This is a genomic window from Streptomyces sp. NPDC021100, from assembly GCF_044333095.1.
Taxonomy (GTDB): Bacteria; Actinomycetota; Actinomycetes; order Streptomycetales; family Streptomycetaceae; genus Streptomyces.
Map to the genome: position 1 here is coordinate 218772 of NZ_JBIRQH010000008.1, position 24569 is coordinate 243340.

The window sequence follows — 24569 nt, forward strand, 5'->3', positions numbered from 1 at the left end:
ACTCCTGCTCATCTGCTCGCTCGTCCTGCTCGTAGCGGTGGCGGCGGTACGGGTCTCCTCCCGGAGCGGGCTGCCCAGTCTGCTCGTCTATCTCGGCATCGGCGTCGCCATAGGACAGGACGGCATCGGCGTCTCCTTCAACGACGTCGGCCTGACCCAGGTCATCGGTTACGCGGCCCTCGTGGTGATCCTGGCCGAGGGCGGTCTCGGCACCAAGTGGCAGGAGATCAAACCCGCCCTGCCCGCCGCCGCCGTCCTCTCCACCTTCGGTGTCGCGGTGAGCGTGGGGGTCACCGCGGCCGCCGCCCACTACCTCGCCGGAGTGGACTGGCGGCAGTCCCTGATCATCGGTGCGGTGGTGTCGTCGACGGATGCCGCGGCCGTCTTCTCCGTCCTGCGGAACGTCCCCCTCCCCGCCCGGCTCACCGGCGTCCTGGAGGCGGAGTCCGGCTTCAACGACGCACCCGTCGTCATCCTCGTCGTCGCCTTCTCGGCCGCCGGACCGGTCGAGCACTGGTACCTGCTCCTGGGCGAGATCGCCCTCGAACTGGCCATCGGCGCGGCCGTCGGCCTCGCCATCGGCTTCCTGGGCGCGTACGGCATGCGGCACGTGGCCCTGCCCGCCTCCGGCCTCTACCCCATCGCCGTCATGGCCATCGCCACCATCGCGTACGCCGGCGGCGCGCTGGCCCACGGCTCCGGCTTCCTCGCCGTCTATCTCGCCGCGCTGATACTGGGGAACGCCAAGCTGCCCCACTGGCCGGCCACCCGCGGCTTCGCCGAGGGACTCGGCTGGATCGCCCAGATCGGAATGTTCGTCCTGCTCGGCCTGCTGATCACCCCGCACGAACTCGGCGACGACATCGTCCCCGCGCTCGTCGTCGGCCTGGTCCTGACGGTGATCGCGCGGCCGGTCTCCGTCTTCCTCAGCACGGCGCCGTTCCGCACTCCCTGGCGGGAGAAGGCACTTCTCTCCTGGGCCGGGCTGCGCGGTGCGGTGCCGATCGTGCTCGCCACCATCCCGATGGTGGCGGCGGTCCCCGACAGCCGGCGGATCTTCAACATCGTCTTCGTGCTGGTGATCGTCTACACCCTGGTCCAGGGGCCGACGCTGCCCTGGCTGGCCCGCCGCCTCGGCCTGGGCGAGGCCGAGGCCCTGGACCTGGGGATCGAGTCCGCTCCCCTGGAGCGGCTGCGCGGGCACCTGCTGTCGGTGGCCGTGCCCGAGGGCTCGAAGATGCACGGCGTCGAGGTCTCCGAGCTCCGGTTGCCGGCCGGCTCGGCCGTCACGCTCGTGGTGCGGGAGGAGACGAGCTTCGTCCCGGCCCCGTCGACCGTCCTGCGGTACGGAGACGAACTGCTGGTCGTGGCCACGGACCCGGTGCGGGACGCGGCCGAGAAACGGCTGCGCGCGGTCGGCGAGGGCGGCAAGCTGGCCGGGTGGCTGGGGACGGGGACGGATTCCGCTTCCGTGCCGGGCCCCGCTTCGGCCGCCGGGAAGGGAAAGCGGAGGGCGGAGACCGGCCGAAAGACCGGGACCACCGGCCAGGCCGCCGGGAAGAGCCCGGGAGCGGTGCCCGACCCCGGCACGGCCGTCAGCGGATCCGATTCCTCAGCGAAGAGCGTGCGGAAGCGAGCGCCAGGTATGGTAGGGAGAAAGTAGGTTCTTCGTACGATCCTCCGGCTGGTGCCGGAGGCCCCGGCGGGCAAGCCCCCACGGGCCGGAGGACCTGCTCTTTTCCGTACGTATCACTACTGAACACACCGAACCATCTCTGCCTGATGCAGAGCTGGCGCGACCGCACGGCGGCCGTGGCCGCGATTCACGAGGCGGCCGGATCGGCATCTACCACGGTCCTGCGCGAGAGGACAGCTCTCGGCGCGCTCCGTGACGGCTTTCCCCGTACGGGGCGTGCTACCAGGCGGCGGAAAGGCAAGGGCCGTGGAGACCACGGTCAATGACTCCGCCGGGGCCCGTCCCGGGTACGGCCGGCTGCTGCGCACGCGCGGCGCCTGGACGTTCCTGCTCCCCGGCTTCCTGGCCCGGCAGCCGTTCGCGATGCTGACCATCGGGATCCTGCTGCTCGTCCAGAACACCACCGGCTCGTACACCACGGCCGGTGCCGTCTCGGCGACGGCCGGCGTCTCGATGGCGCTGTTCGCCCCGCAGGGCGGCAAGCTCGCGGACCGCTTCGGGCAGGCCGCGGTGCTGCTTCCCGGCATCGTGGTGCACGCCGCGGCGATCTCGCTGCTCATCACGTTGGCGCTGTCCCACGCGCCGCTGTGGGCGCTGTACGCGGCGGCCGTGCCCGCCGGTGCGTCCACCCCGCAGATCGGTCCGATGGTGCGGGCCCGCTGGGCGGCCAAGCTGGAGGGCTCGCCGCTGATGGCGACCTCGGCGGCCTTCGAGTCCGTGACGGACGAGTTCACGTTCGTGATCGGTCCGGTGCTGGCCACCGCGCTCTGCACCAGCGTCCACCCGTCGGCCGGCCTGATCGCCGAGGCGGTCCTCACGGTCGTCGGCGGTGCCCTGTTCGCCACCCAGCGGCGCACCCAGCCGCAGCCCGACCGCACCGCGGCGGGCAGCCGGCAGAAGGGCTCCTCCGCCCTCTCGGTGCCGGGCGTCCGTGTGCTGATCTTCGTCTTCCTGGGCATCGGCTCGGTCTTCGGCGGCATGCAGATGTCGCTGACCGCCTTCACCAAGGAGATCGGCGAGCCGGGCATCAACGGTCTGCTCTACGGCGCGTTCGCGGCCGGGAACATGATCGCGGGCATCATCTGCGGCACCGTCGTCTGGCGCAGCTCCCCGCAGCGCCGGCTGCTCGCCGCGTACCCGCTGCTGGCCCTGGCCACGACGCCCCTGTGGGCGGTGCACGCGGTGCCGCTGCTGGGCGGGCTGGGCCTGGTCGTGGGCCTGTGCATCGCCCCGGCGCTGATCACCGGCTACACGCTGGTCGAGTCGCTGGTCGCGGCGGGCTCCCGGACGGAGGCGTTCACCTGGCTGACCGGCGCCGTGGGCCTGGGCCAGGCCGCCGGCTCCACGGCGGCCGGCCGCCTGGTGGACTCCCACAGCGCCAGCACCGGCTTCCTGGTCCCGTTGTGCGGCACCACGCTGGCACTGGTGGTGCTGCTGGTGCTGCGCACCCGGCTCGCCCCGGAGGCCACCGCGTCGCGGATCGTCGGGCGTGGGGTCGGTCACCGCGAGCCCGTCTCGGTGGACTGAGGCGCCGGAATACTGCACTATGGAGCATCGTTAGCACTCATTGAGTGAGAGTGCCAGGAGGAGAAGTGCCGACTTACCAGTACCAGTGCACCGAGTGCGGCGAGGGCCTTGAGGCGGTGCAGAAGTTCACCGACGACGCGTTGACCGTGTGCCCCAGCTGCGACGGACGCCTGAAGAAGGTGTTCTCGGCCGTCGGCATCGTGTTCAAGGGCTCCGGCTTCTACCGGAACGACAGCCGCGGCTCGTCGTCCAGCAGCACGCTGGCGTCGTCGTCCTCGAAGACGTCCTCGTCCTCGTCGGCCTCTTCGTCTTCGTCGTCGACGAGCGGCTCGTCCTCGTCGGGCAGCGGCTCCACGACCACGACGTCGTCCGCCGCCTGAGGCACTCACTCAACCGGACAGCACACACGGAGCCCGTCGCCCCCGCAGAGGGGGCGGCGGGCTCCGTGTCGTGTTCCGCCAGGCCCGGTGCGCGCGCGGGGTGCGCGACTAGGGTGACGCCATGGTCAACATGAGCATGCCCGAGACGGGCGAGACAGGCGGGGCGCGGGCGGAGATAGGGGTCATCGGGGGTTCGGGGTTCTACTCCTTCCTCGACGACGTGACCGAGATCACCGTCGAGACGCCCTACGGGCCGCCGAGCGACTCGCTGTTCCTCGGCGAAGTCGCGGGCCGCAGGGTCGCCTTCCTCCCCCGGCACGGCCGGGGCCACCACCTGCCGCCGCACCGCATCAACTACCGGGCCAACCTGTGGGCCCTGCGCTCCGTGGGCGTCCGCCAGGTCCTGGGTCCCTGCGCGGTGGGCGGGCTGCGGCCCGCGTACGGGCCCGGCACCCTGCTGGTGCCCGACCAGCTCGTGGACCGGACGAAGTCCCGGACGCAGACCTACTTCGACGGGGAGCCGCTCCCCGACGGCACCGTTCCCGAGGTCGTCCACCTCGCCTTCGCCGACCCCTACTGCCCCACCGGACGCGCGGCGGCGCTCGCGGCGGCGCGCGGCCGGGGCTGGGAGCCGGTGGACGGCGGGACCATGGTCGTGATCGAGGGACCGCGGTTCTCCACCCGGGCGGAGTCGCGCTGGCACGCGGCGCAGGGCTGGTCGGTCGTCGGCATGACCGGCCACCCGGAGGCCGCGCTCGCCCGTGAGCTGGGCCTCTGTTACACGTCGATGGCGCTGGTCACGGACCTGGACGCCGGGGCGGAGACGGGGGACGGCGTGACGCACGAGGAGGTGCTGCGGGTCTTCGCGGAGAACGTGGAGCGGCTGCGCGGCGTGCTCTTCGACGTGGTCGGGGGGCTGCCGGTGACCGCGGAGCGGGACTGCCTGTGCGTGCGCGTGCACGACGGGTGGGAGCTGGGGATCACGCTGCCCTGACGGGCGGGGCGCGCGGGCGGCGTGGTGCGACCCCGCACGGAGTCCGAAGTTTTCCACAGCCTCGCGTTTTGTCCACAGGCCCCAGCGGGGCGTGCGGAAACCCGGGATCGTAGAGGGCGTCGGTGGTTGGAACTCCCCCACGCTAGGCGGTGCTTGCCATGCCTTCTCCCCCGCACTCCCCCTCCCCCGTCTCCCCGTCCTCGCCCTCCCCGCCCGTTCCGCGAAGTGCCCGGCCCAGGCCGTCGTGGGCGCCGCCGCCCGCCTGTGAGGTGCCGCACTTCGCTCCGGTGCGGGTGGGGCGGCGGACGTGGGGGAAGACTGCGGGGCGGGCCCTGCTCACGGCCGGGGCGGTGATCCTGTGCTGGGCACTGCTCGCGTACGGCGGCCTGCGCTGACGCCGCTGATCGGGGCGGCGGATTGGACAGACCGGCCGGACCGTCTCGTATGTTATGGAACCCACCATTCCGGTACAGAGACGCACAGAGAAGGGCCGTTCGGTGAGCGAGAAGAAGACAGGGATCCTTGGAGGCTTCAAGGCGTTCCTGATGCGGGGCAACGTGATCGACCTGGCGGTCGCCGTTGTCATCGGCGCGGCGTTCACCAACATCGTGAACTCGGTCGTCAAGGGCGTGATCAACCCCATCGTCGGCGCGTTCGGCACCAAGGACCTGGACCGCTACGCGTCCTGCCTCAAGGGCCCGTGCGTCAGGAAGGCCTCGGGCGAGGTGGCCCAGGGCGTCTACATCCAGTGGGGCTCGGTGCTCAGCGCCTCGCTCACCTTCCTGATCACCGCCGCGGTGGTCTACTTCCTGATGCTGCTGCCGATGAAGCGCTGGCAGGAGCGCCAGGCGGCCCGCCGCCCGGAGGACAACGGCCCGGCCGAGCCGACCGAGATCGAGCTGCTCGCACAGATCCGGGACACCCTCATCGAGCAGCGGCGCGGCCCCGGATCGGACTCCGTACCGGCACAGCGGTAGGACACCGGGCCTCCCCCACGGCGCGGCGGCCGCGGTCAGATGTGGTGCGGCGGCTTCTCGTCCAGGAAACGGGCGAGGTCGGCGGCGGAGTCCCGGTCCGTGGGGGCCTCGCCCCAGCCGCGGTCGGTGTCGTCCGTCGACTGCCGGTCCAGCGGATCGTCGAAGATCAGGGACGCGGGCGTGGGTTCGGGGGCGGTGCTGCTCATGACACCAGGGTACGGGCGGCCCCGGTCGCGGTCCCCGCGGCGAGCGGTGACAATCGCCGCATGAGCGATAGGCCGCGTCGGCGGCTCGCGGCGGGCTCGGGCGTACTGCGCCGGATGACCACCCGGGGCCGGGACGAGGAACACCGCGTCGCCACCCCGCTGGAGCTGTTCTTCGACCTCTGCTTCGTGGTCGCGGTGGCCCAGGCGGGCGGACAGCTGGTGCACGCGCTGGCCGAGACGCACGTGGGCCACGGCGTCCAGGGCTACCTGATGATGTTCTTCGCCATCTGGTGGGCCTGGATGAACTTCACCTGGTTCGCCTCCGCCTACGACACGGACGACGTGCTGTTCCGCGGCATGACGCTGGTGCAGATCGCGGGCGTGCTGGTGTTCGCGGCGGGGATCCCGCGCGCCTTCGACTCCGGCGACTTCCGGGTGATCTGGTTCGGCTACCTGGTGATGCGGCTGGCCATGGTGGCCCAGTGGCTGCGCGCCGGCCTCTCCACGGCCGGCCACGAGCGCCGGACCGCGCTGCGCTACGCGGCGGGGGTGTCCGCCTGCCAAGTCGGCTGGCTGGGACTGCTGTTCCTGCCCGACGGCGCGAAGCCCTGGCTGTTCCTGGGAATGGCGATATGCGAGATGGCCGTCCCGGTCTGGGCCGAGCACGACTACCAGACCGGCTGGCACCCGCACCACATCGCGGAACGCTACGGTCTGTTCACCATCATCGTGCTCGGTGAAACGGTGTCGGCCGCCACCGTGGCCGTCCAGTCCGCCGTCGACGAACACCAGGCGCTGGGCGTCCTGTTGCCCATCGCCGCGGGCGGACTCCTGATCATCTTCGCCGCCTACTGGATCTACTTCGCCGTCCCCATCCACCTGCACCTGATCTCCAACCGCCAGGCGTTCCTCTGGGGTTACGGGCACTACCTCGTCTTCGGCTCGGTCGCGGCGATCGGCGCCGGCATCGAGGTGGCGATCGAGGAGGCCACCGGCAAGGCTCACGTCTCCACGTTCGCGGCCTCCGGGACGGTCACCCTGGCCGTGGCGCTCTTCCTGTTCACGGTGTGGCTGATCCACTCCCGGCACCAGAAACGCGGCCTGATACAGCAGGCGGTGCTCCCCGTCTCGGCGGTGCTGGTCCTGGCCTGCACCTTCGCGGGCCGCTGGGCCGTCCTGCTGGCCGGGGCGGTGGCCACCGCCACCGTCACCGTGGGCGTCACCCTGACGGCGCGGGGCGGGACCGCGCTGGGGCAGGGGGAGGAACGAGGGGGTGGGAGCGAGGGGGGCCGCGAAAGAGGATGAGGTGAGGAAACGAGGACGAGGCCGAAGACGGGGAAAAGGCCGGCGAAAGCCGGGTACCGCCCGGGGCGGTCGTGGTACGCAAGGCCCATGACCGACACCGACAGCGCACGGAATGCCGTACGGACCGGACCACTGGACGCGCTCACCGACGTACCCGGGCTCCGGGTCGGGCACGCCGAAATGGCCGGCCCGGGTGCCCTCACCGGAACGACGGTGGTGCTCACCGAGCCGGGCGGCGCGGTCGCGGCCGTCGACGTCCGGGGAGGCGGCCCCGGCACCCGGGAGACGGACGCGCTCGATCCCCGGAACCTCGTCCAGCGGGTGGAGGCCGTCGTCCTCACCGGTGGCAGCGCCTTCGGGCTGGACGCCGCGTCCGGCGCGGTGGCCTGGCTGGAGGAGGCCGGCCGGGGCGTGCCGGTCGGCCCCGACCCGGCCCAGGTCGTGCCCGTCGTCCCCGCCGCCGCCCTCTTCGACCTCGGTCGCGGTGGCGTCTGGCGGGCCCGCCCCGACGCGGCCCTCGGCCGGGCGGCGATCGAGGCGGCGGCGGGGACGGTCCCCGGAACGCCGGTGGCGCAGGGCAACGTGGGGGCGGGCAGGGGTGCCGTCGTCGGGGGCATGAAGGGAGGCATCGGTACGGCGAGCGTCGTCCTCCCCTCGGGGGTCACCGTCGCGGCGCTCGCGGCCGTCAACGCGGCGGGCTCGGCGGCCGATCCGGCGACGGGGGTGCTGTACGGGCGGCTGTACGCCGGCGAGCGGGTCGGTTATCCGGATCCCGCGCGCCACGCGGCGGCCCAGCGCGCCCTGGCCGCCGCCCGGGAGGAGACGGCCCGGCGGACGGCGGGCTCGATCCGGCAGCCGCTGAACACGACGCTCGCCGTCGTCGCCACCGACGCCGCCCTCACCCGCGCCCAGGCGCAGAAGCTCGCCGGTACGGCCCACGACGGGCTGGCCCGCGCGGTCCGCCCGGTCCACCTCCTCACCGACGGCGACACGGTCTTCACCTTGGCGACGGGCGCCCGCCCCCTGCCCGCCGCCCACGGCGCGGCCCCCGCCGATGTCTCCGCCCTCATCGCCCTCAACGAGATCCTCGCCGCCGGCGCGGACGCCCTGACCCGGGCCGTGGCCAAGGCCGTCCTCGCGGCCGAGAGCGTGGACGGTCCGGGCGGGGTGTTTCCGTCGTACCGGGAGCTGTACGGGGACTAGTGCGCGGCGCTTGCCGCGTTCGCGCTCTTCAGCAGGACGACCAGGCCGGCGCTCAGCGCCGTGCCGGCGGCGATGGCGAGGAGGTAGAGGAAGGGGGCGCCGATCAGCGGGACGACGAAGGCGCCGCCGTGGGGCGCGCGGAGGGTGCAGTCGAAGGCCATGGAGAGGGCGCCGGTGACGGCACCACCGGCCATCGCCGACGGAATGACGCGCAGCGGGTCCGCCGCCGCGAACGGGATGGCGCCCTCGGTGATGAAGGAGGCGCCGAGCACCCAGGCGGCCTTGCCGTTCTCCCGTTCGGCCGGGGTGAAGAGCCGGCCGCGCACGGTCGTCGCGAGGGCCAGGGCGAGCGGGGGCACCATGCCGGCGGCCATGACGGCGGCCATCACCTTGAGGCTGCCGTCGTTGGGGTCGGCGAGGCCGCCGACGGCGAAGGCGTAGGCCACCTTGTTGAGCGGGCCGCCGAGGTCGAAGCACATCATCAGGCCGAGCAGCGCGCCGAGGAGCACGGCGTTGGTGCCGTTCAGCCCGCTCAGCCAGTCCGTCAGTGCGGACTGGAGCGCGGCGAGCGGCTTGCCCACCACCAGGAACATCAGGAAACCGACGACCGCCGAGGACACCAGCGGGATGACGACCACCGGCATGATCCCGCGCAGCACGGCCGGCACCCGCGCCCGCTGGACGGCCATCACCACCCCGCCCGCGAGGAGACCGGCGATCAGTCCTCCCAGGAAGCCGGCGCTGACCGTCACCGCGATGGCTCCGCCGACGAATCCGGGGACGAGCCCCGGGCGGTCGGCCATCCCGTACGCGATGAAGCCGGCCAGGACCGCCACCAGGAAGCCGAACGCGACGCCTCCGGTCTGGAAGAGGAGCGCGGCCCAGCTCGCGGACTCGGTCCAGACGAAGTGCTTGGCCACTGACGGGGCCTTGTCGACCTCGTAGCCGCCGATGGCGAACCCCAAGGCGATCAGCAGGCCACCCGCCGCGACGAAGGGCACCATGTAACTCACGCCCGTCATCAGCCACTTGCGGAGCCGTGTCCCGAAGCCGTCACCGCCCTCGGCGCCGGTGTCCATGGGCACGGCGGGCCGGTGTGCGCGGACGTCCCCGCGGGCGGCCTTCTCCCGTACCTCCGCCAGGAGTTCGGCGGCGCGGTGCACGCCCGCCTTGACGCCGACGTCCACGACCGGCTTGCCCGCGAAGCGGTCCCGGTCGCGGACCTCGACGTCATGGGCGAGGATCACGCCGTCCGCCGCCGTGATCACGGCCGGATCGAGCCGGGTGAACCCCGCCGACCCCTGCGTCTCCACGGATATCTCCACACCCGCGTCCCGCGCGGCGCGCTCCAGGGCCTCGGCGGCCATGTACGTGTGCGCGATACCGGTGGGGCAGGAGGTGACGGCGACGATGCGGAACGCGCGCTCGGGGCTCCGTTCCGGTTCCGGCTCGGGCGCGGGCTCAAGCTTGCGTTCAGGGTCGGCGGCAGGTGGCGGGGCGGGTGCGGGTTCGTCCCCCCGGATCAGCGCCGCGGCCTCCCCCGCGTCCCCCACCGTGCGCAGCGCCCCCGTGAACTCCTCGTTCATCAGCCGCCGCGCGAGACCCGAGAGGATCGTGAGATGGTCGCTGTCCGCCCCGGCCGGGGCGGCGATCAGGAAGATCAGGTCGGCCGGACCGTCGGGGGCGCCGAAGTCGACGCGGGCGGCGGAGCGGCCGAAGGCGAGCGTCGGCGCGGTGACGTGGGCGCTGCGGCAGTGGGGGATGCCGATGCCGCCGTCCAGGCCGGTCGGCATTTGGGCCTCGCGCGCCGCCACGTCGGCCAGGAAACCCTCCAGGTCCGTGACGCGGCCGAGGTCTCGCATGCGGACGGCGAGCGACCGGGCGGCCGCCTCCTTGGTGTCGGCGGCCAGGTCCAGGTCGACCAGGTCCGCCGTGATCAGTTCACTCGTCGCATCGTTCGTCGCGTCACTCGTCGCATTGCTCATCGCGGGCTCCCTTGCTCGCGGTAGCGCCTTGCCGGCTGCCGGGTGGGGGTGGGAGGAACCGGTGACCCGCCGGCGTCAGACGCCGGGCGCCGGTTCGGTCAGGGCGCGGTCGCCCGGGACGTCCCGGGTGACCGTCACCGTGGACGGTTCGAGGTCGCCCGGGGTGGGCATCGCGCTGCCGGGCAGCCGGACGGCCGCCGCGCCGTGGGCCAGGGCCGACGCGAGGGCGGCCGGGCCCTCGCCGCCGGCGGCGAGGAAGCCGGCCAGGGAGGCGTCGCCCGCGCCGACGTTGCTGCGGACGCGCGTCGCCGGGGCCGCTCCGTAGTACGTGCCGGAGCCGTCGACGAGGAGCTGGCCGTCCGCGCCGAGGCTGGCGAGGACGGACCGCGCGCCGAGGCCGCGCAGTTCCCGCGCCGCCCGCGCCGCGTCCCCGACGGTCGCCAGCGGGCGGCCGACGGCCTGGGCCAGTTCCTCGGTGTTGGGCTTGACGACGTCGGGGCGTTCGCGCAGGGCGGCGGTGAGGGACGGGCCCGAGGTGTCGAGCGCGATCCTGGCCCCGGCGGCATGGGCGCGGGCCACCAGCCGCCCGTACCACTCGGGCGCGAGTCCGCGCGGCAGGCTGCCGCAGCAGGCGATCCAGCCGGCGCCCGCCGACCGTTCCCCCACGCTGTCCAGCAGCGCCTCGGCCTCGGCGGCCGTCAGTTCGGGACCGGCGGCGTTGACCTTGGTGAGCGTGCCGTCGGGTTCGGCGACGGCCACGTTGACCCGCGTCGCGCCGGAGACGGGGACGCCCGCGACGTCGATGCCCTGCTCACGGAGGAGGCGTTCCAGCAGGGCGCCCTCCGCGCCGCCGAGCGGCAGCACGGCCGTGGTGGCGTGCCCGGCCGCCGCGACCGCGCGCGAGACGTTGACGCCCTTGCCGCCCGGGTCGACGCGGTCGGCCGTCGCGCGGAGGACGGCGCCGCGCCGCAGCGCGGGGAGCTCGTAGGTGCGGTCGAGGCTGGGGTTGGGGGTGACGGTGAGGATCACGCGCGGATCACCGCCGGGCCGCGGCGTTCGATCTCCCGGGCGTCCTCGGGGCTCAGCCCGGTGTCGGTGATCAGCAGGTCGACGTCGGAGAGGTCGCTGAAGCGGGCGAAGTGCCGCTGTCCGAACTTGCCGGAGTCCGCGAGCAGGACGACGCGCCGGGCGGCGGCGATCGTCGCCCGCTTCACCGCCGCCTCGGCGAGGTCCGGGGTGGTCAGTCCGCCGTCCGGCGAGAAGCCGTTGGTGGCGACGAAGGCGACGTCCGCCGCGACCTCGCCGTACGCGCGCAGCGCCCAGGCGTCGACGGCCGCCCGGGTGCGGTGCCGCACCCGGCCTCCGACCAGGTGCAGGGCGATGCCCGGGTGGTCCGCCAGCCGGGCGGCGACGGGCAGCGCGTGCGTGACGACCGTCAGCTCGGCGCCGGGGTCGACGTCCAGCGGGAAGAACGCGGCGAGGCGGGCGACCGTGGTCCCGGCGTCCAGGATCACGCTGCCGCCGGCGGGCAGCTCGGCCAGGGCCGCCCTGGCGATGGCGTCCTTCTCGTCCGCCGCCGTGGCCTCGCGTTCCGCGAGGTCCGGTTCGAAGTCCAGCCGGCCGACAGGGATCGCGCCGCCGTGCACACGCCGGAGCAGCCCGGCCCGGTCCAGCACCTTGAGGTCACGGCGCACGGTCTCGGCGGTGACCCGGAACGTCTCCGCCAGCGACAGCACGTCCACCCGCCCGCCCTCGCGCGCGAGCCGCAGGATCTCCTGCTGGCGTTCCGGTCCGTACATGGGGGATCGCTTCCGCTTCTACGCCCGCTTATGTGGGATCAGCGGCAGAGTACGGGCAGTACGGGCGCGAAGTAAACACTTACGGAAGCCAGTCGGACAGAAACGGGGTTGACCTTACGTACTAGTGCGTAACTCCCTTGCCCCTAGTGCGAAATGCCCCTACGTTCCTGAGCCATGATCGCGAAGCTGCCCACCCGCACCACCGCCCTGACCGGCCGGCACGTCCGCCTGGAACCCCTCGACCCCACGCACGTACCCGACCTGTTCCGCGCCGTCGGCGGCGACGACGAGGTCTGGCGCTGGACGTTCAGCCTCACCCCGCACACGGAGGACGAGCTCCACACCATCGTCAAGGGCCGGCTCGCCGACCCCGCCTGCGTCCCGTTCGCCGTCGTCCACCTCGCGACCGGCCGGACCGCCGGCGTCACCTGCTTCTTCGGGGCGAGCACCGAGCACGAGGAGGTGGAGATCGGCGGGACCTGGTACGGGCGGGAGTACTGGCGCACCGCCGTCAACACGGAGAGCAAGCTCCTGCTCCTCGCGCACGCCTACGAGGAGCTCGGCATGGGCCGCGTCTACTGGAAGATCGACCACCGGAACGAGCGGTCCCAGGCGGCGGTACGGCGGCTCGGGGCCGCGTACGAGGGAACGCTCCGGCGGCACCGGCAGCGGCCGGACGGGAGTTGGCGGGACAGCGTCTACTTCTCGATGCTGCGGGAGGAGTGGCCCTCGGTGCGGGAGCGGCTCGTGAGCCGTCTCGACCGGGGATGACCCACGGGACCGCGGACAACGCCTCGGCCCCCGCCCGGACCACCGTCACGGTGGCGGCCCGGGCGGGGGCCGAGGCGCCTCCCCGTCCCCGAGGTCGTCACGCGGCTATCGGCTCGCCCTTCTCCGCGGGCACCGCGTCCGCCACCGGAGCCTCGGTGCGGGAGCGGCGCGGGAGGGCGAAGACGAGCAGGAAGACGAGGACGAGCAGGCCCGCGACCCACCAGAGGGCGTTGCCGTACGCGTCGCCGAAGGCCGTGGCGCCCCGGCCCTTCGCGACCGCGTCCTCGTCCAGGACCCCGAAGAAGACCACCGACACGAGGCCCAGGCCGATCGCGTTGCCCAGCTGCTGCGTGGTGTTTATCAGGCCGGACGCGGAGCCCGCGTGTTCGCGGGGCACCTCGGAGAGGACGGCGTCGGTGAGCGGGGCGACGACGAAGCCCATGCCCGCGCCCATGACCGTCAGCGGCAGGGCCATCTGCCAGGAGGTGATGTCGGCGCCGTAGTGGCCGGTCTCCCAGATGTAGAGCAGCACACCGGCGGCCATGATCAGCGCGCCCGCCTGGAGGACCTTGCGGCCGAAGCGCGGGACGAGCTTCTGGACGGACATGCCGGCCGTGATCGAGACGGCGATGGAGAACGGGATGCCGGTCAGGCCGGACCGCAGTGCGCTCCAGCCGAGGCCGAGCTGCATGTAGAGGGTCCAGCAGAGGAAGTAGATGCCGGTGAGGATGCCGAAGGCCAGCTGGACGCCGATGCCGGCGGCGAAGCTCTTCACGGTGAACAAGGAGAGCTCGACCAACGGCGAGCCGTCCTTCCGCTTCTTGTGGCGCTCGTAGCCGACGAACAGGGCCAGCACCACGGCGCTGCCGCCCATCAGCAGGAAGCCCCAGAGCGGCCAGCCCAGCTCCCGGCCCTGGGTGAGCGGGTAGAGGAACATGACGATGCCACCGGTCGCGAGGGCGACGCCGACGAGGTCGAGCTTGAGCGCGTTCTCGGCCCTGGACTCGGCGATGAAGCGGCGGCCGAGGATCAGACCGGCGATGCCGACGGGCAGGTTGACCAGGAAGATCGGCCGCCACTCCAGGCCGAGGATGTTCCACTCGGTGAGCAGCGCGCCCAGGATCGGGCCGGAGACGGCGCCCAGTCCGACGATGGCGCCGAACATGCCGAAGACCTTGCCGCGCTCGTGCGCCGGGAAGCTGGAGTGCACGATCGCCAGCACCTGGGGCACCATCAGCGCGGCGGTGCCGCCCTGGAGGACGCGGGCGGCGACGAGCAGGTGCGGATCGCCGGCGAGACCGCAGAGCATCGAGGCGAGGGTGAAGCCGCCCATGCCGAGCAGGAAGACCCGCCGACGCCCGTATATGTCGCCGAGCCGGCCGCCGGTGATCAGACCGGCGGCGAAGGCGAGGGCGTAGCCCTCGGTGATCCACTGGAGGACGCTGAACGAGGCGCCGAGGTCGTGGCTGATGCTGGGCATCGCGATGTTGACGATCGTCACGTCGACGAGGTCCATGAAGGACGCGGTCAGCACGACGGCCAGCGCGATCCAGCGGCGGCGGTCGAGGGTGCCGGTGCTTGGTCCGGCGCTCGGATCAGTGCTCGGATCGGTGCTCGGGGAGCTCACGGGGTATTGCCTTCCACTTCGTGTTCCGGGGTGTCCCACGCTAGAGCCCGTCTAGGTCAAGCTGTGTCCTAGATACCTGGCACGCTGGCGTTATGACCGACACACCCGTACGGCTTCTGAATCTGCTCTCCCTTCTGCAGACCCCACGCGAATGGCCGGGCAGCGAACTCGCCGAGCGGCTCGGTGTGAGCCCGCGGACGATCCGTCGGGACATCGAGCGGCTGCGCGACCTCGGCTACCCCGTACAGGCAACGATGGGAGCCGTCGGTGGGTACCGGCTGGCCGCCGGGGCGGCGATGCCGCCGCTGGTCCTGGACGACGAGGAGGCGGTGGCCATCGCGGTGGGCCTGCGGGCCGGGGCCGGGCACGCCGTCGAGGGCATCGAGGAGGCGTCCGTACGGGCGCTCGCCAAGCTCGAACAGGTGCTGCCGTCCCGGCTCCGTCACCGGGTGACCGCCCTGCAGGCCGCCACCGTGCCGCTCACCTGGGGCGACGGCGCGACGGTCGACCCGCGGACGCTCACCGTCATGGCCGCCGCCACGACCGGCAACGAGCGGCTGCGGTTCTCGTACCGCACCGCCGAGGGTGTGGAGACCAAGCGGCTCGTGGAGCCGAACCGACTGGTGAGCACCGGCCGCCGCTGGTACCTGGTCGCCTACGACAACGACCGCGAGGACTGGCGCACCTTCCGGGTGGACCGGGTCAGCGACCCCTTCCCGACGGGCGCGCGCTTCGAGCCGCGCGAGCTACCGGCGGAGAACGCGGCGGAGTTCGTCAGCGGCCCCACGACCCGGCGGCAGCCGGAGCTGCGGATGGTGGTGACGCTGCACGCGCCCGTGACGGCCGTGGCGGGCCGGCTGCCGCACTGGATGGGAGCGCCCCTGCCGGTCGACGACGAGACCTGCCGGCTGGACACGGAGTGCGCCGACTCCGTCGAGTGGGTGGCCATCCACCTGGCGATGCTCGGCTGCGAGTTCGAGGTGCACGAGCCGGAAAAGCTGATCGCGTGCACACGGGCGCTCGGGGAGCGGATCACTCGGGCGGCGGGCGGCCCGGGCGGAGCGTAACGGGTGGCCGGGCGAGGAGTGGCGAAGCCGCGGGCTCCAAGCCCACGGGCCCGGGTGCACGCCCGGTGCACAAGAAGGACCCCGGCGCAGGGGGGGGAGGCGCCGGGGTCCGATCTATAAGGATATGCCCTTTTAGGCCGCCGCGTCGAACCCGGTGTCGTGAGCCATTTTCTTGAGCTCCAGAAGCGCGTGCTTCTCGATCTGCCGGATCCGCTCCCGGGTGAGCCCGTGCTGCTTGCCGACCTCGGTCAGCGTGCGCTCCCGCCCGTCCTCGATCCCGTAGCGCGCCTTGATGATCGACGCGGTCCGGTGGTCGAGCCGGCCGATGAGGGTCTCCAGTTCCTCGCTGCGCAGCAGCGCGATGACCGACTGCTCCGGCGATACGGCGGAGGTGTCCTCCAGCAGGTCGCCGAACTGGGTCTCGCCCTCGTCGTCCACCGACATGTTCAGGCTGACCGGGTCCCGGGCCCAGTCGAGGACGTCGCCCACGCGCTCGGGCGTGGTGCCCAGCTCCGCGGCGATCTCGGCGTGCTCGGGGTCGCGGCCGTTCTCCCGGTTGAACTCGCGCTGCACCCGGCGGATGCGGCCCAGCTCCTCGACGAGGTGGACGGGGAGCCGGATGGTGCGCGACTGGTCGGCGATCGAGCGGGTGATCGCCTGGCGGATCCACCACGTCGCGTACGTGGAGAACTTGAATCCCTTGGTGTAGTCGAACTTCTCCACCGCGCGGACCAGGCCGGCGTTGCCCTCCTGGATCAGGTCGAGCAGCGGCAGGCCGCTGCGCGGGTACCGGCGGGCCACGGCGACCACGAGCCGCAGGTTCGACTTGATGAAGACGTCCTTGGCGCGGGCGCCCTCGTCGGCTATCGCCTCCAGCTCCTCGCGCGAGGCGCCCCCCGCCTCGCCGGACTCCAGGCCGTCCAGGAGCTGCCGGGCGTAGACGCCCGCCTCGATGGCCTGCGACAGCTCGACCTCCTTCGCGGCGTCGAGCAGGGGCGTCCGCGCAATCTCGTCCAGGTACATGCCGACCAGGTCGCGATCGGCGATCTCCCCGCTCGAGGCGCGAACACTGCTTGCCTCGTCGGCGCCCTTGGCTGCGGGCTGACGACGGGCGACGGCACGGGTTGCCATGCGTACTCCCTTGCGATGAGACGGTCGCGGGATGGTGGGGGGCTCGCGCTCAGCGAACCCGTCCGAAGAAAAGAACGACTGGAATCCGGACAGAATTCCCAGGAGGCGTCTTCTTTTTTACGATCATGCAGTACCCTGTCCCGCCGCACGCGGGCACGCATGCCGGACGGGCCGACGGACGTCCCTGGTCAGGGCGGGTGCGAACGGCCGGAGGACGACCGGTGGGGGCCCTCGCCCGCACCGCGCCCACCGCGCCCGCTGAGACGGCCGTCACCCTTGACGCCTTCCCCGCGGCCTCGGAAGAACGCCGCCCCCGGCACCTCGGGGCGCGTCCGCCACCGGGAAGGACGGCCCGCGCCGCCCTACGGTTGCGCGGGCCGGGCCGGAGGCGGGGACATGACGGAGTACGGGCGCCGTCGGGCCGGATCGCGCGGGCCGGGCGGACGCGCGGAACGCGCCGTCCCACTGATCCACTTGCCGCCGCGCGGACGCGGGTGTGCGCTGGTTCTCAGGGGCCGGTTCCCCCGGACGGACGCGACCGGTTCCCCGGACGGACGAGAGGAGCCCTGCCATGCCGGCGCACGCGATCCTGCCTTCCCACCACACCCCGGAGGGCCCCGGCCCGGTGCCCAGGGGCGCCCGTCTCCCGGTGCGCGGGACGCGGGCGGGCCCGGTCCCCGACCGGAGCCGTCCCGTCTGGGCCGTACCCGTCGGACTGGGGTTCGTCCTCTTCCTGTACACCGTTTTCCTCGCGCACGAGAACGGCTTCTCCGAGCTGGGCGGCTGGCTGCTGGGCCTGGTCACCGCGGCGGTCGCGACCGGCGTCGGCTACCTGCTGGTGCGCGACCGCAACGCGATGATCACCGAGGTGCGCGCGGCGGCGTACGGCGCGCTCACCGGCGTCACCCTCGGCTGGCTGCACAGCGTGGCCGGCGGCTCCTGGCTCCGCTCGCTCGGCATCGGACTCGGCTTCGCCGTCCTGGTCGGGCTCACGTCGTACAACCTCTTCCACTGGAACGAGCGCCACGTCCGCCGATAGGCCGTCAACCGGCGCGCCGGAAGGGCGCGTTCGGGCGGTCGGCGAGGGCGGCCGAAGTCCGGAGGTGTACGTCCGCAGACCGTTTCCGGTGTGACGGGAGAGGCTTAGCGTGGCGTCATGACCCACACCACCGGGACATTCGACGAGGCCCTCGAACGCCTCCACACCAAGGGTCCGGAGTTCGAGGGCCGGCTCACCAACCACGCCCCCATGACCGTCGAGGCGCTGGTCCGCCACGGGCACGCGCCGCTCGTCCACCGCTGGCTCGACGGGTACCGGCACCGGCTGGAGGACCTGCCGGGCCGCACCGGCGTCCGGATCGACGCGGCGGACGACGCGTCGTGGCGCGCGGCGCTCGGCGACCCCGCCCGGCTCGGGGACTGGATCGACCACTTCACCCGCGTCCTGGCCGAACGGCCGTGGCGGGACGTGCTCGCCGAGTGGTGGCCCCGGCTGCTGCCCGGCATCACGGGCGGCTCGACGCACCCCGTCATCCGCACCGGCCACGCCGTCCGCGCGCTCCTCGACGGCGTCCGGGACGGCGGCACTGACGACAGCGCTCGGAACGGCACTCAGGGCGGCGACGAGACCGCGCCGCGGCTGGCCGAGCTGGGGCACGCGCTCGGCTACTGGGCCGCCCGCCACCAGCCGCTCGCCGCGCCGGTCACGACGTCGGGAACGGCCGGCATCGGCGCCGCGCTGGCCGGCGTGCCCGGCATCGCGGACCCGCCGCCCGGCATCCGCGCCCGCTTCGCGCGGCTGCCGGGGACCCCCGGCTGGCCCACCGCCGCGAACGCGGTGCGCCCGCCCGCCGGCCCCGACGAGGTGCCCGGGATGCTGGCGGAGCTGGTCCGGGCGACGGTGCTGCGCTACGGAGAGCGGGCCCACGGTTCGCCGGTCATGCTCGTCCACGCGGCGACCGCGCCCAACGCCGTCCTGCGCACCCTCCCCGCACTCCCCCGGGAACTCTGGGTGCCCGGTTTCCACGCGGCCTGGGAGGCCGCCGCGTCGGTGACGGCCGCGTACCCCGCGCCCGGGCCACTGGAGCCGGTCACCGGCGCGCTCGTCACGGCCGACGAGGCGTTCGCCCGGGCGGCGGAGCACGGCGACGAGCACACGATCAAGTTCACGGACACGGCGCTGGACGTCGCCGCGGCCGACCCGGAGGCGGCCCCGGGGGCGCTGGCCGCCACGGTCCGCGCCGTCGAGCTGATCACGCCGCCGGGCGCGTGAGGGCGCGCCTCGCGGCCACCGGAGGGCCGTCAGCCGAACTGCACCGACCGCTTGGCCAGTCCCAGCCAGAACCCGTCGATCACACTGCGCTGGCTGCCGAGTTGCCCCTCGGCCGCGCCCAACGTGACGAAGAGCGGCGCGAAGTGCTCCGTGCGCGGATGCGCCAGGTGCGCCGCGGGCGACGTGTGCGTGAAGTCCAGCAGGGCGTCGACGTCCTGTGCCTCCAGCGCCTCCCGCCCCCAGTGGTCGAACTCGGCGGACCAGGCGGGCGTGCCGCCCTGGTGCCGCAGGGCGGCCAGGTTGTGGGTGAAGAAGCCGCTGCCGACGATCAGCACGCCCTCGTCACGCAGGGGTGCGAGCCGGCGTCCGATCTCCATGAGGCGCACCGGGTCGAGCGAGGGCATCGACATCTGGAGCACCGGAATGTCGGCGTCCGGGTACATCTCGACCAGCGGCACGTACGCGCCGTGGTCCAGCCCGCGTTCCGGCATGTCGTGGACGGGCAGGCCGGCGCCGCGCAGCGTGGAGCGGACCCGTTCCGCCAGACCGGGGGCGCCCGGGGCGGCGTACCGCACGCGGTAGTAGTGCTCCGGGAAGCCCCAGAAGTCGTAGACGAGCGGGACGGTCCGGGTCGCGCCGAGCGCCAGCGGCGCCTCCTCCCAGTGCGCCGAGACCATGAGGATCGCGCGGGGCCTGGGCAACTCGGCCGACCAGGCGGCGAGCTGGCCGGGCCACAGCGCGTCGTCGGCGAGGGGCGGGGCGCCGTGGGAGAGGTAGAGGGCGGGCATCCGTCCGGGGACCGGGACGGATGCGGGGCCGGGGCGGGGGTCCGAGGTGTCGTCCTGCACGGTCGCTCCTGAGCTCGCTCGGTCGATTTGCTTGAACTTTCAAGCTCTACGGCATCACTTTAGAACGACTTTATTTAGACTTCAAGAATCCCCGAAGGGCCGACCGACCGGCCGACCGACGAGTGGAACAGTGGATGTCATGAGGAAAGAACCCGCAACGGACCCGGCGGAGCCCCGCTGGCTCTCCGCCGAGGAGCAGGCGACCTGGCAGGCGTACCTGCACGCCACCACGCTCCTGGAGGACCATCTCGACCGCCAGCTCCAGCGTGACGCGGGGATGCCGCACATCTACTACGCGCTGCTCGTCCAGCTCTCCGAGGCCCCCCGCCGCCGGATGCGGATGACCGAACTGGCCCAGCAGGTCAAGATCACCCGGTCCCGGCTGTCGCACGCCGTGGCGCGCCTGGAGAAGAACGGCTGGATGCGGCGCGAGGACTGCCCCTCCGACCGGCGCGGGCAGGTGGCGGTGCTCACGGACGAGGGGTTCGAGGTGCTGCGCAGGACGGCGCCCGGCCATGTCGCCGCGGTACGGGCCGCGATCTTCGACCGGCTCACGCCCGAGCAGGTCACCGAGCTGGGCGAGATCTGCGCGACCATCGCGAGCGGCCTCCAGCCGGCCGGCGCGGACCTGCCCTGGCTGCGCTGAGGCGGGGCGCCGGCGGCCCCTCCGGGTACGGCGAAGCCCCCGCACGGATCGTTCCGTGCGGGGGCTTCGCTTCGGGCCTCGTTCAGCCCCTCGACCCCTCGGGTGCCGCGGCCGCCGGGCGGCGCGGCCCCCGGTGGGGCCTACGGCCTCAGTGGGCCATCACCGGGACGGCGTCCTCGACGGCGCCCTCCGCGTCGCTCCCGCCCGCCGTGGCCGCGGCGTTCGGACGGCCGGCGTTGACGAAGACCACGGCCACCAGGGCGGCCAGGGTCAGGATGCCGGTGGCCCAGGCGATGCCGACCTGGAAGCTGTGCACCGTCGCCTTGATGCCCAGCACCTGGATGGCCTCCTTGGTCGTGGCACCCGCCCGGTGGGACGCGACGTAGTCGTCCTTCGCGCTGTTGGCCAGGGTGTTCAGCAGAGCGGTGCCGATCGCGCCGCCGACCTGCTGCGAGGTGTTGACCATCGCGGAGGCGACACCGGCGTCACGGGCCTGGACGCCGTGCGTGGCGAGGCTCATGGCCGGCATGAACGCCGTGCCCATGCCGATGCCCATCAGCAGCAGGCCCGGCAGGATGCCCGTCACGTACGACGTGTCGGTGTCGATCTGCGTCAGCCATGCCATGCCGAGGGCGGCGGTCAGGAAGCCGGGGCCCATCAGCCAGCGGGCCGGGACCCGGGTCATCAGCCGGGCGCCGATCTGGGTCGAGCCGGTGATCATCGTGGCGATCATCGGGAGGAAGGCCAGACCGTTGGTGATCGGGCTGTACCCCTTGATGCCCTGGAGGTAGAAGACCAGGAAGAGGAACAGACCGAACATGCCGATCGAGGCCAGGCCGAGCGCGCCGTAGACACCACCGCGGTTGCGGTTGGAGATGACGCGCAGCGGCAGCAGCGGCGACTTGACCTTGCTCTCGACGATGACGAAGGACACCAGCAGCACGGCCGCGGCGGCGAACAGGGTCAGCGTCAGACCGGCGGTCCAGCCGTCGCTCTCGGCGCGGGTGAAGCCGTAGACCAGCGAGACCAGGCCGAGGGTGGCCAGGATGACGCCGGGGATGTCGAGCTTCGCCGGGTTTCGGCTGCCCTCGGGCTCGTGGATGACGGCGATGGCACCGGCGGCGGCCACGGCGGCGAAGGGGATGTTGACGAAGAACGTCCAACGCCAGTTGAGGTACTCGGTGAACACGCCGCCCAGCAGCAGACCGACGGCACCGCCACCACCGGCGATGGCGCCGAAGATGCCGAACGCCTTGGCGCGCTCCTTCGCCTCGGTGAAGCTGACGGCGAGCAGCGACAGCGCCGACGGCGCGAGCAGCGCGCCGAAGACGCCCTGGAGGGCGCGGGAGGCCAGCAGCATGCCGGTGTTGACGGCCACACCACCGAGCGCGGAGGCCGCGGCGAAGCCGAGGAGACCGGTGATGAAGGTCTGCTTACGGCCCCACAGGTCGGCTATTCGGCCACCGAAGAGGAGCAGTCCGCCGAACGCGAGGGCGTAGGCGGTGATGACCCACTGCCGGTTGCCGTCCGAGATGCCGAGGTCGGCCTGGGCGGACGGCAGCGCGATGTTCACGATGGTCGCGTCGAGGACGACCATCAGCTGGGCCAGGGCGATGAAGATCAGCGCTTTCCAGCGCCGGGGATCCGGGGTGGTGGTGTCGGGCATGGAAGGGCCTGCCTAGTGGTGCGAGAGGTGAACGAGAACCGAAGGAATGACGGAGTGCCGGGGGCGGATGTGACGTGACGTGCACGACACGGCCGGCACGCCCCGCACGGCCGGTGAAGCGGGTGGCGCGAAGAACTCGGACCGTCGGGGAGGAAGGAGGGAACCGGTGGGGTCGGACGGGACGAACAGGTCGAACGGTAGGTCAGGGCGGACGGTGCGAAGGACGTACAGGTCGGACTATGGCAGGTGGGTCTGACAACGGGGCCGGACCTACCGCCGGTTGTGGCGCAGTTCGTCGAGAGTCGCCGCCGAACCGGGCAGTTCGGAACGGGCCGGGGTCATCAGGCCGTCCAGGAACAGCTGGAGGTGCCGGTGGACGAACCGGTCGAAGTCCGGACAGCCCTTGCCCGGCAGCGGTCTGGTCAGCTGGGTGAGCGCCACCATGAGGTCACCGACGTCGATGTCGGAACGCAACTGCCCCGCTTCGCGGGCGGCGGCCATCAACTCCCGGAGGTTCCGGTCGAGCCGGTCGCGCGCCTCGACGAGATCCGGATGACCGTGATCCACATCGGAGTCGAGCAACGGGCACAGCGCGCCCACCCGTTCGTCTGCCGCGGCGTGAACGAACCGCCTCAGCGCACGGAAAGCATCGGGCTCCTCGGCTCGTGCTGTCTCGGCGCGGTCCGCGATGCGGTCCATCACCGAGAGGGTGACATGGTGGATCAGCTCGCGGCGGTCCGCGAAGTGACGGTACAGCGTCGCATTGCCGACCCCGACGCGTCGAGCGATTTTGTCGAAGGAGAATTCGGCCCCGTGCTCGACCAGCACTTCGCGGGCGGCGGCGACGATGCGCTCCCTATTGCGCTGGGCATCGGCGCGCAGCCGCGGCTGGGGTGTGGTCACGACGGGTCTCCTCTCTCTCCTGTGGACTCTCCCGGTTCTCCCGGTGAGCCCTCATGTGGACTGTCCCGGCGAGCCGAGCCGGACTCGGGCCAAACGGGGAAGGCTTCCCCGTTTGCGCGGGGACGAGAGCTTAAACGGGGAGAAGCTCCCCGGATATTTCCGCTCCGCTCCCTTCTCCGACGTGACGTGCGTCACGTTTGAAGCGACCGGTGTCCCCCGCTTGCCGTACCCCCGGAAGCGCACGGACGTACGACAACCCAAGGTGTTAGTCACCCGGCAGGAGGTGACAGGCATGAAAACCCTGGCCATCCCCGTGGTGGCGGCCGCGCTGTTCGCCCTCACCGCACCGGTGGCGGGCCGGGCGGGCGCCCACGGGCCGGCGGCGATACCCGCCGCCGGCCCGGATCCCACCGGCCGCCCCCCGTCCGGGCCCTGCGCCCTGCGCTCGGGCACCCGCTCGGTCTCGGAGAGCGCCCGCACCCCGCGCGGCTACGCCCGCTCCCGGGGGACCGTACGGGCCGTCACCCTCTTCATCGACTTCCCCGACGCCCCGGGCAAGGGCAGCCCGCGCGAGCGGTACGCCGAGTTCTTCCCGGCCGTTTCCGACTTCTACCGGACCAGCTCCTACGGGCGCCTCGACTACCGCTCCACGCCGCTGCTGCGCTGGATCCGTATGTCGCGCCCGTACGCCGCGTACGGCATCCGGCGCGGCACGCCGTTCGACACCCGCAGCGACAGCGGCTACCACGCGCTCACCAAGGAGATCGTCGCCGCGATCGACGGCACGGTGGACCTGCGCCGCTACGACCTCGTCAACGTCCTGGCCAGCCCGGACGCCGGCCCGCCGGCCACCGAGGACGTCCGCTCGGTGACCTTCGCGGGGGCCCCGACGGGTCTGCGGACCCGCCACGGCGCCGCCCTGAAGAACATCTCGTTCATATGGAGCCGGCAGACGGGCGACAGCCCGTACCGCGTCCTGGTCCACGAGAACGCCCACAGCTTCGGCCTCCCCGACCTCTACGCCGCCGGGCACGGCGACCGCGTCGCCTCCCCCGTCGGGCACTGGGACCCGATGGACGAGGACTGGGGGCCTTCGAACGACTTCCTCGCCTGGCACAAGTGGAAGCTGGGGTGGCTCGCGCCACGGCAGGTGCAGTGCGTCACCGTGGCCGGCAGCCGCACCTTCACTCTCACCCCTACTGCCACCCCCGGCGGCACCAAGCTCATCGTCGTCCCCGTCTCCCGCCGGCGCGCCCTCACCCTGGAGGCCCGCACCCGCGGCCCCCTCGACCACGCCGTCTGCCGCCCCGGCGTCCTGGTCACCACCGTCGCCACCGACCGCCCCTCGGGCACCGGCCCGGTCCGCGCCCTGGACGCCACCCCCCGCGGCCGCGGCTGCTACACCACCGACCCCAACGTCACGGCGAGCCTGAGCGACGCCCCGTACCCCGTCGGCGGCCACTGCGTGACCGACGGCGTCACCGTCGACGTCCTCGGCCGCGACGCACACGGCAAGTGGCGGGTGAGGGTGACGCGTTCGCGGCGCTGAGCCTTGGGCGTCGTGCG

22 protein-coding genes are annotated in these 24569 nt (G+C 72.8%); 13 read left to right on the forward strand and 9 right to left on the reverse strand.

Annotation, left to right across the window (positions count from 1 at the left end; translation table 11 throughout):
• The first annotated feature begins 37 nt into the window (after positions 1-37).
• From ACH4PU_RS17795 to mscL, 5 genes are all read left to right on the forward strand, one after another.
• The gene (locus ACH4PU_RS17795; RefSeq protein WP_398272518.1) at positions 38-1663 is read left to right on the forward strand and encodes a potassium/proton antiporter; all 1626 of its coding nucleotides are present in this window, start codon (positions 38-40) and stop codon (positions 1661-1663) included.
• Between the two features lie 279 nt (positions 1664-1942).
• Complete coding sequence (locus ACH4PU_RS17800) at positions 1943-3223, forward strand: MFS transporter (protein WP_398272520.1); 1281 nt, start codon at positions 1943-1945, stop codon at positions 3221-3223.
• Between the two features lie 65 nt (positions 3224-3288).
• Positions 3289-3603, forward strand: coding sequence for an FmdB family zinc ribbon protein (locus tag ACH4PU_RS17805; protein WP_398272522.1), 315 nt, complete (start codon positions 3289-3291; stop codon positions 3601-3603).
• A gap of 121 nt (positions 3604-3724) precedes the next feature.
• Complete coding sequence (locus ACH4PU_RS17810) at positions 3725-4597, forward strand: S-methyl-5'-thioadenosine phosphorylase (protein ID WP_398272524.1); 873 nt, start codon at positions 3725-3727, stop codon at positions 4595-4597.
• 497 nt (positions 4598-5094) lie between these two features.
• The gene (mscL, locus tag ACH4PU_RS17815) at positions 5095-5574 is read left to right on the forward strand and encodes a large conductance mechanosensitive channel protein MscL (protein ID WP_398272526.1); all 480 of its coding nucleotides are present in this window, start codon (positions 5095-5097) and stop codon (positions 5572-5574) included.
• 35 nt (positions 5575-5609) lie between these two features.
• On the opposite strand, the gene ACH4PU_RS17820 is transcribed toward mscL, so the two are convergent.
• Positions 5610-5780, reverse strand: a complete 171-nt coding sequence (locus ACH4PU_RS17820; RefSeq protein WP_398272528.1) for a hypothetical protein — start codon at positions 5778-5780, stop codon at positions 5610-5612.
• Between the two features lie 60 nt (positions 5781-5840).
• Here ACH4PU_RS17820 and ACH4PU_RS17825 point away from each other — a divergent pair, with 60 nt between their 5' ends.
• Both ACH4PU_RS17825 and ACH4PU_RS17830 read left to right on the forward strand, forming a co-directional pair.
• Positions 5841-7085: a low temperature requirement protein A gene (locus tag ACH4PU_RS17825; RefSeq protein ID WP_398272530.1), complete on the forward strand. Its 1245-nt coding sequence runs from the start codon at positions 5841-5843 to the stop codon at positions 7083-7085.
• An 87-nt stretch (positions 7086-7172) separates the two neighbouring features.
• On the forward strand, positions 7173-8288 hold the full coding sequence (locus ACH4PU_RS17830; RefSeq protein ID WP_398272532.1) for a P1 family peptidase: 1116 nt from the start codon (positions 7173-7175) through the stop codon (positions 8286-8288).
• Here ACH4PU_RS17830 and ACH4PU_RS17835 read toward each other — a convergent pair.
• From ACH4PU_RS17835 to ACH4PU_RS17845, 3 genes are all read right to left on the reverse strand, one after another.
• Positions 8285-10273: a fructose-specific PTS transporter subunit EIIC gene (locus ACH4PU_RS17835; RefSeq protein WP_398272534.1), complete on the reverse strand. Its 1989-nt coding sequence runs from the start codon at positions 10271-10273 to the stop codon at positions 8285-8287. The two genes, ACH4PU_RS17830 and ACH4PU_RS17835, sit on opposite strands and share 4 nt — an antisense overlap.
• A 75-nt stretch (positions 10274-10348) precedes the next feature.
• Complete coding sequence (gene pfkB / locus ACH4PU_RS17840; RefSeq protein ID WP_398272537.1) at positions 10349-11302, reverse strand: 1-phosphofructokinase; 954 nt, start codon at positions 11300-11302, stop codon at positions 10349-10351.
• The gene (locus tag ACH4PU_RS17845) at positions 11299-12072 is read right to left on the reverse strand and encodes a DeoR/GlpR family DNA-binding transcription regulator (RefSeq protein ID WP_398272539.1); all 774 of its coding nucleotides are present in this window, start codon (positions 12070-12072) and stop codon (positions 11299-11301) included. Before ACH4PU_RS17845 ends, pfkB begins: the two co-directional genes overlap by 4 nt.
• A 174-nt stretch (positions 12073-12246) precedes the next feature.
• Between ACH4PU_RS17845 and ACH4PU_RS17850 the strand changes: the two genes are divergently transcribed.
• The gene (locus ACH4PU_RS17850; RefSeq protein WP_398272541.1) at positions 12247-12843 is read left to right on the forward strand and encodes a GNAT family N-acetyltransferase; all 597 of its coding nucleotides are present in this window, start codon (positions 12247-12249) and stop codon (positions 12841-12843) included.
• A 97-nt stretch (positions 12844-12940) separates the two neighbouring features.
• On the opposite strand, the gene ACH4PU_RS17855 is transcribed toward ACH4PU_RS17850, so the two are convergent.
• Positions 12941-14470 carry an MFS transporter gene (locus ACH4PU_RS17855; RefSeq protein ID WP_398272543.1) on the reverse strand — a complete coding sequence of 510 codons (1530 nt, stop codon included), beginning with the start codon at positions 14468-14470 and terminating at the stop codon, positions 12941-12943.
• Positions 14471-14562: 92 nt separating this feature from the next.
• Between ACH4PU_RS17855 and ACH4PU_RS17860 the strand changes: the two genes are divergently transcribed.
• Entirely contained in the window at positions 14563-15537 is a 975-nt protein-coding gene (locus ACH4PU_RS17860; protein ID WP_398272545.1) for a helix-turn-helix transcriptional regulator, read from the forward strand.
• A 132-nt stretch (positions 15538-15669) separates the two neighbouring features.
• On the opposite strand, the gene ACH4PU_RS17865 is transcribed toward ACH4PU_RS17860, so the two are convergent.
• Complete coding sequence (locus ACH4PU_RS17865; RefSeq protein WP_398272547.1) at positions 15670-16668, reverse strand: RNA polymerase sigma factor RpoD/SigA; 999 nt, start codon at positions 16666-16668, stop codon at positions 15670-15672.
• A 571-nt stretch (positions 16669-17239) separates the two neighbouring features.
• Between ACH4PU_RS17865 and ACH4PU_RS17870 the strand changes: the two genes are divergently transcribed.
• Both ACH4PU_RS17870 and ACH4PU_RS17875 read left to right on the forward strand, forming a co-directional pair.
• Positions 17240-17707 (forward strand): hypothetical protein, encoded by a 468-nt coding sequence (locus tag ACH4PU_RS17870; protein ID WP_398272549.1) that lies wholly within the window; start codon positions 17240-17242, stop codon positions 17705-17707.
• Positions 17708-17824: 117 nt separating this feature from the next.
• Positions 17825-18940 (forward strand): questin oxidase family protein, encoded by a 1116-nt coding sequence (locus ACH4PU_RS17875; protein WP_398272551.1) that lies wholly within the window; start codon positions 17825-17827, stop codon positions 18938-18940.
• Between the two features lie 29 nt (positions 18941-18969).
• Here the strand turns inward: ACH4PU_RS17875 and ACH4PU_RS17880 are convergent, their stop codons facing one another.
• Positions 18970-19728 carry a dioxygenase gene (locus tag ACH4PU_RS17880; protein WP_398272625.1) on the reverse strand — a complete coding sequence of 253 codons (759 nt, stop codon included), beginning with the start codon at positions 19726-19728 and terminating at the stop codon, positions 18970-18972.
• 199 nt (positions 19729-19927) lie between these two features.
• On the opposite strand from ACH4PU_RS17880, the gene ACH4PU_RS17885 reads away from it, so the two are divergent.
• Positions 19928-20434 (forward strand): MarR family winged helix-turn-helix transcriptional regulator, encoded by a 507-nt coding sequence (locus tag ACH4PU_RS17885; protein WP_185942594.1) that lies wholly within the window; start codon positions 19928-19930, stop codon positions 20432-20434.
• A 148-nt stretch (positions 20435-20582) separates the two neighbouring features.
• Here ACH4PU_RS17885 and ACH4PU_RS17890 read toward each other — a convergent pair whose 3' ends face one another.
• Both ACH4PU_RS17890 and ACH4PU_RS17895 read right to left on the reverse strand, forming a co-directional pair.
• A complete protein-coding gene (locus ACH4PU_RS17890) occupies positions 20583-22100 on the reverse strand; it encodes an MFS transporter (protein ID WP_398272554.1) in 1518 nt (505 codons plus the stop codon).
• 270 nt (positions 22101-22370) lie between these two features.
• Positions 22371-23003, reverse strand: coding sequence for a TetR/AcrR family transcriptional regulator (locus tag ACH4PU_RS17895; RefSeq protein WP_398272556.1), 633 nt, complete (start codon positions 23001-23003; stop codon positions 22371-22373).
• A 292-nt stretch (positions 23004-23295) separates the two neighbouring features.
• On the opposite strand from ACH4PU_RS17895, the gene ACH4PU_RS17900 reads away from it, so the two are divergent.
• A complete protein-coding gene (locus ACH4PU_RS17900) occupies positions 23296-24552 on the forward strand; it encodes a M6 family metalloprotease domain-containing protein (RefSeq protein WP_398272558.1) in 1257 nt (418 codons plus the stop codon).
• The last annotated feature ends 17 nt before the right edge of the window (positions 24553-24569 follow it).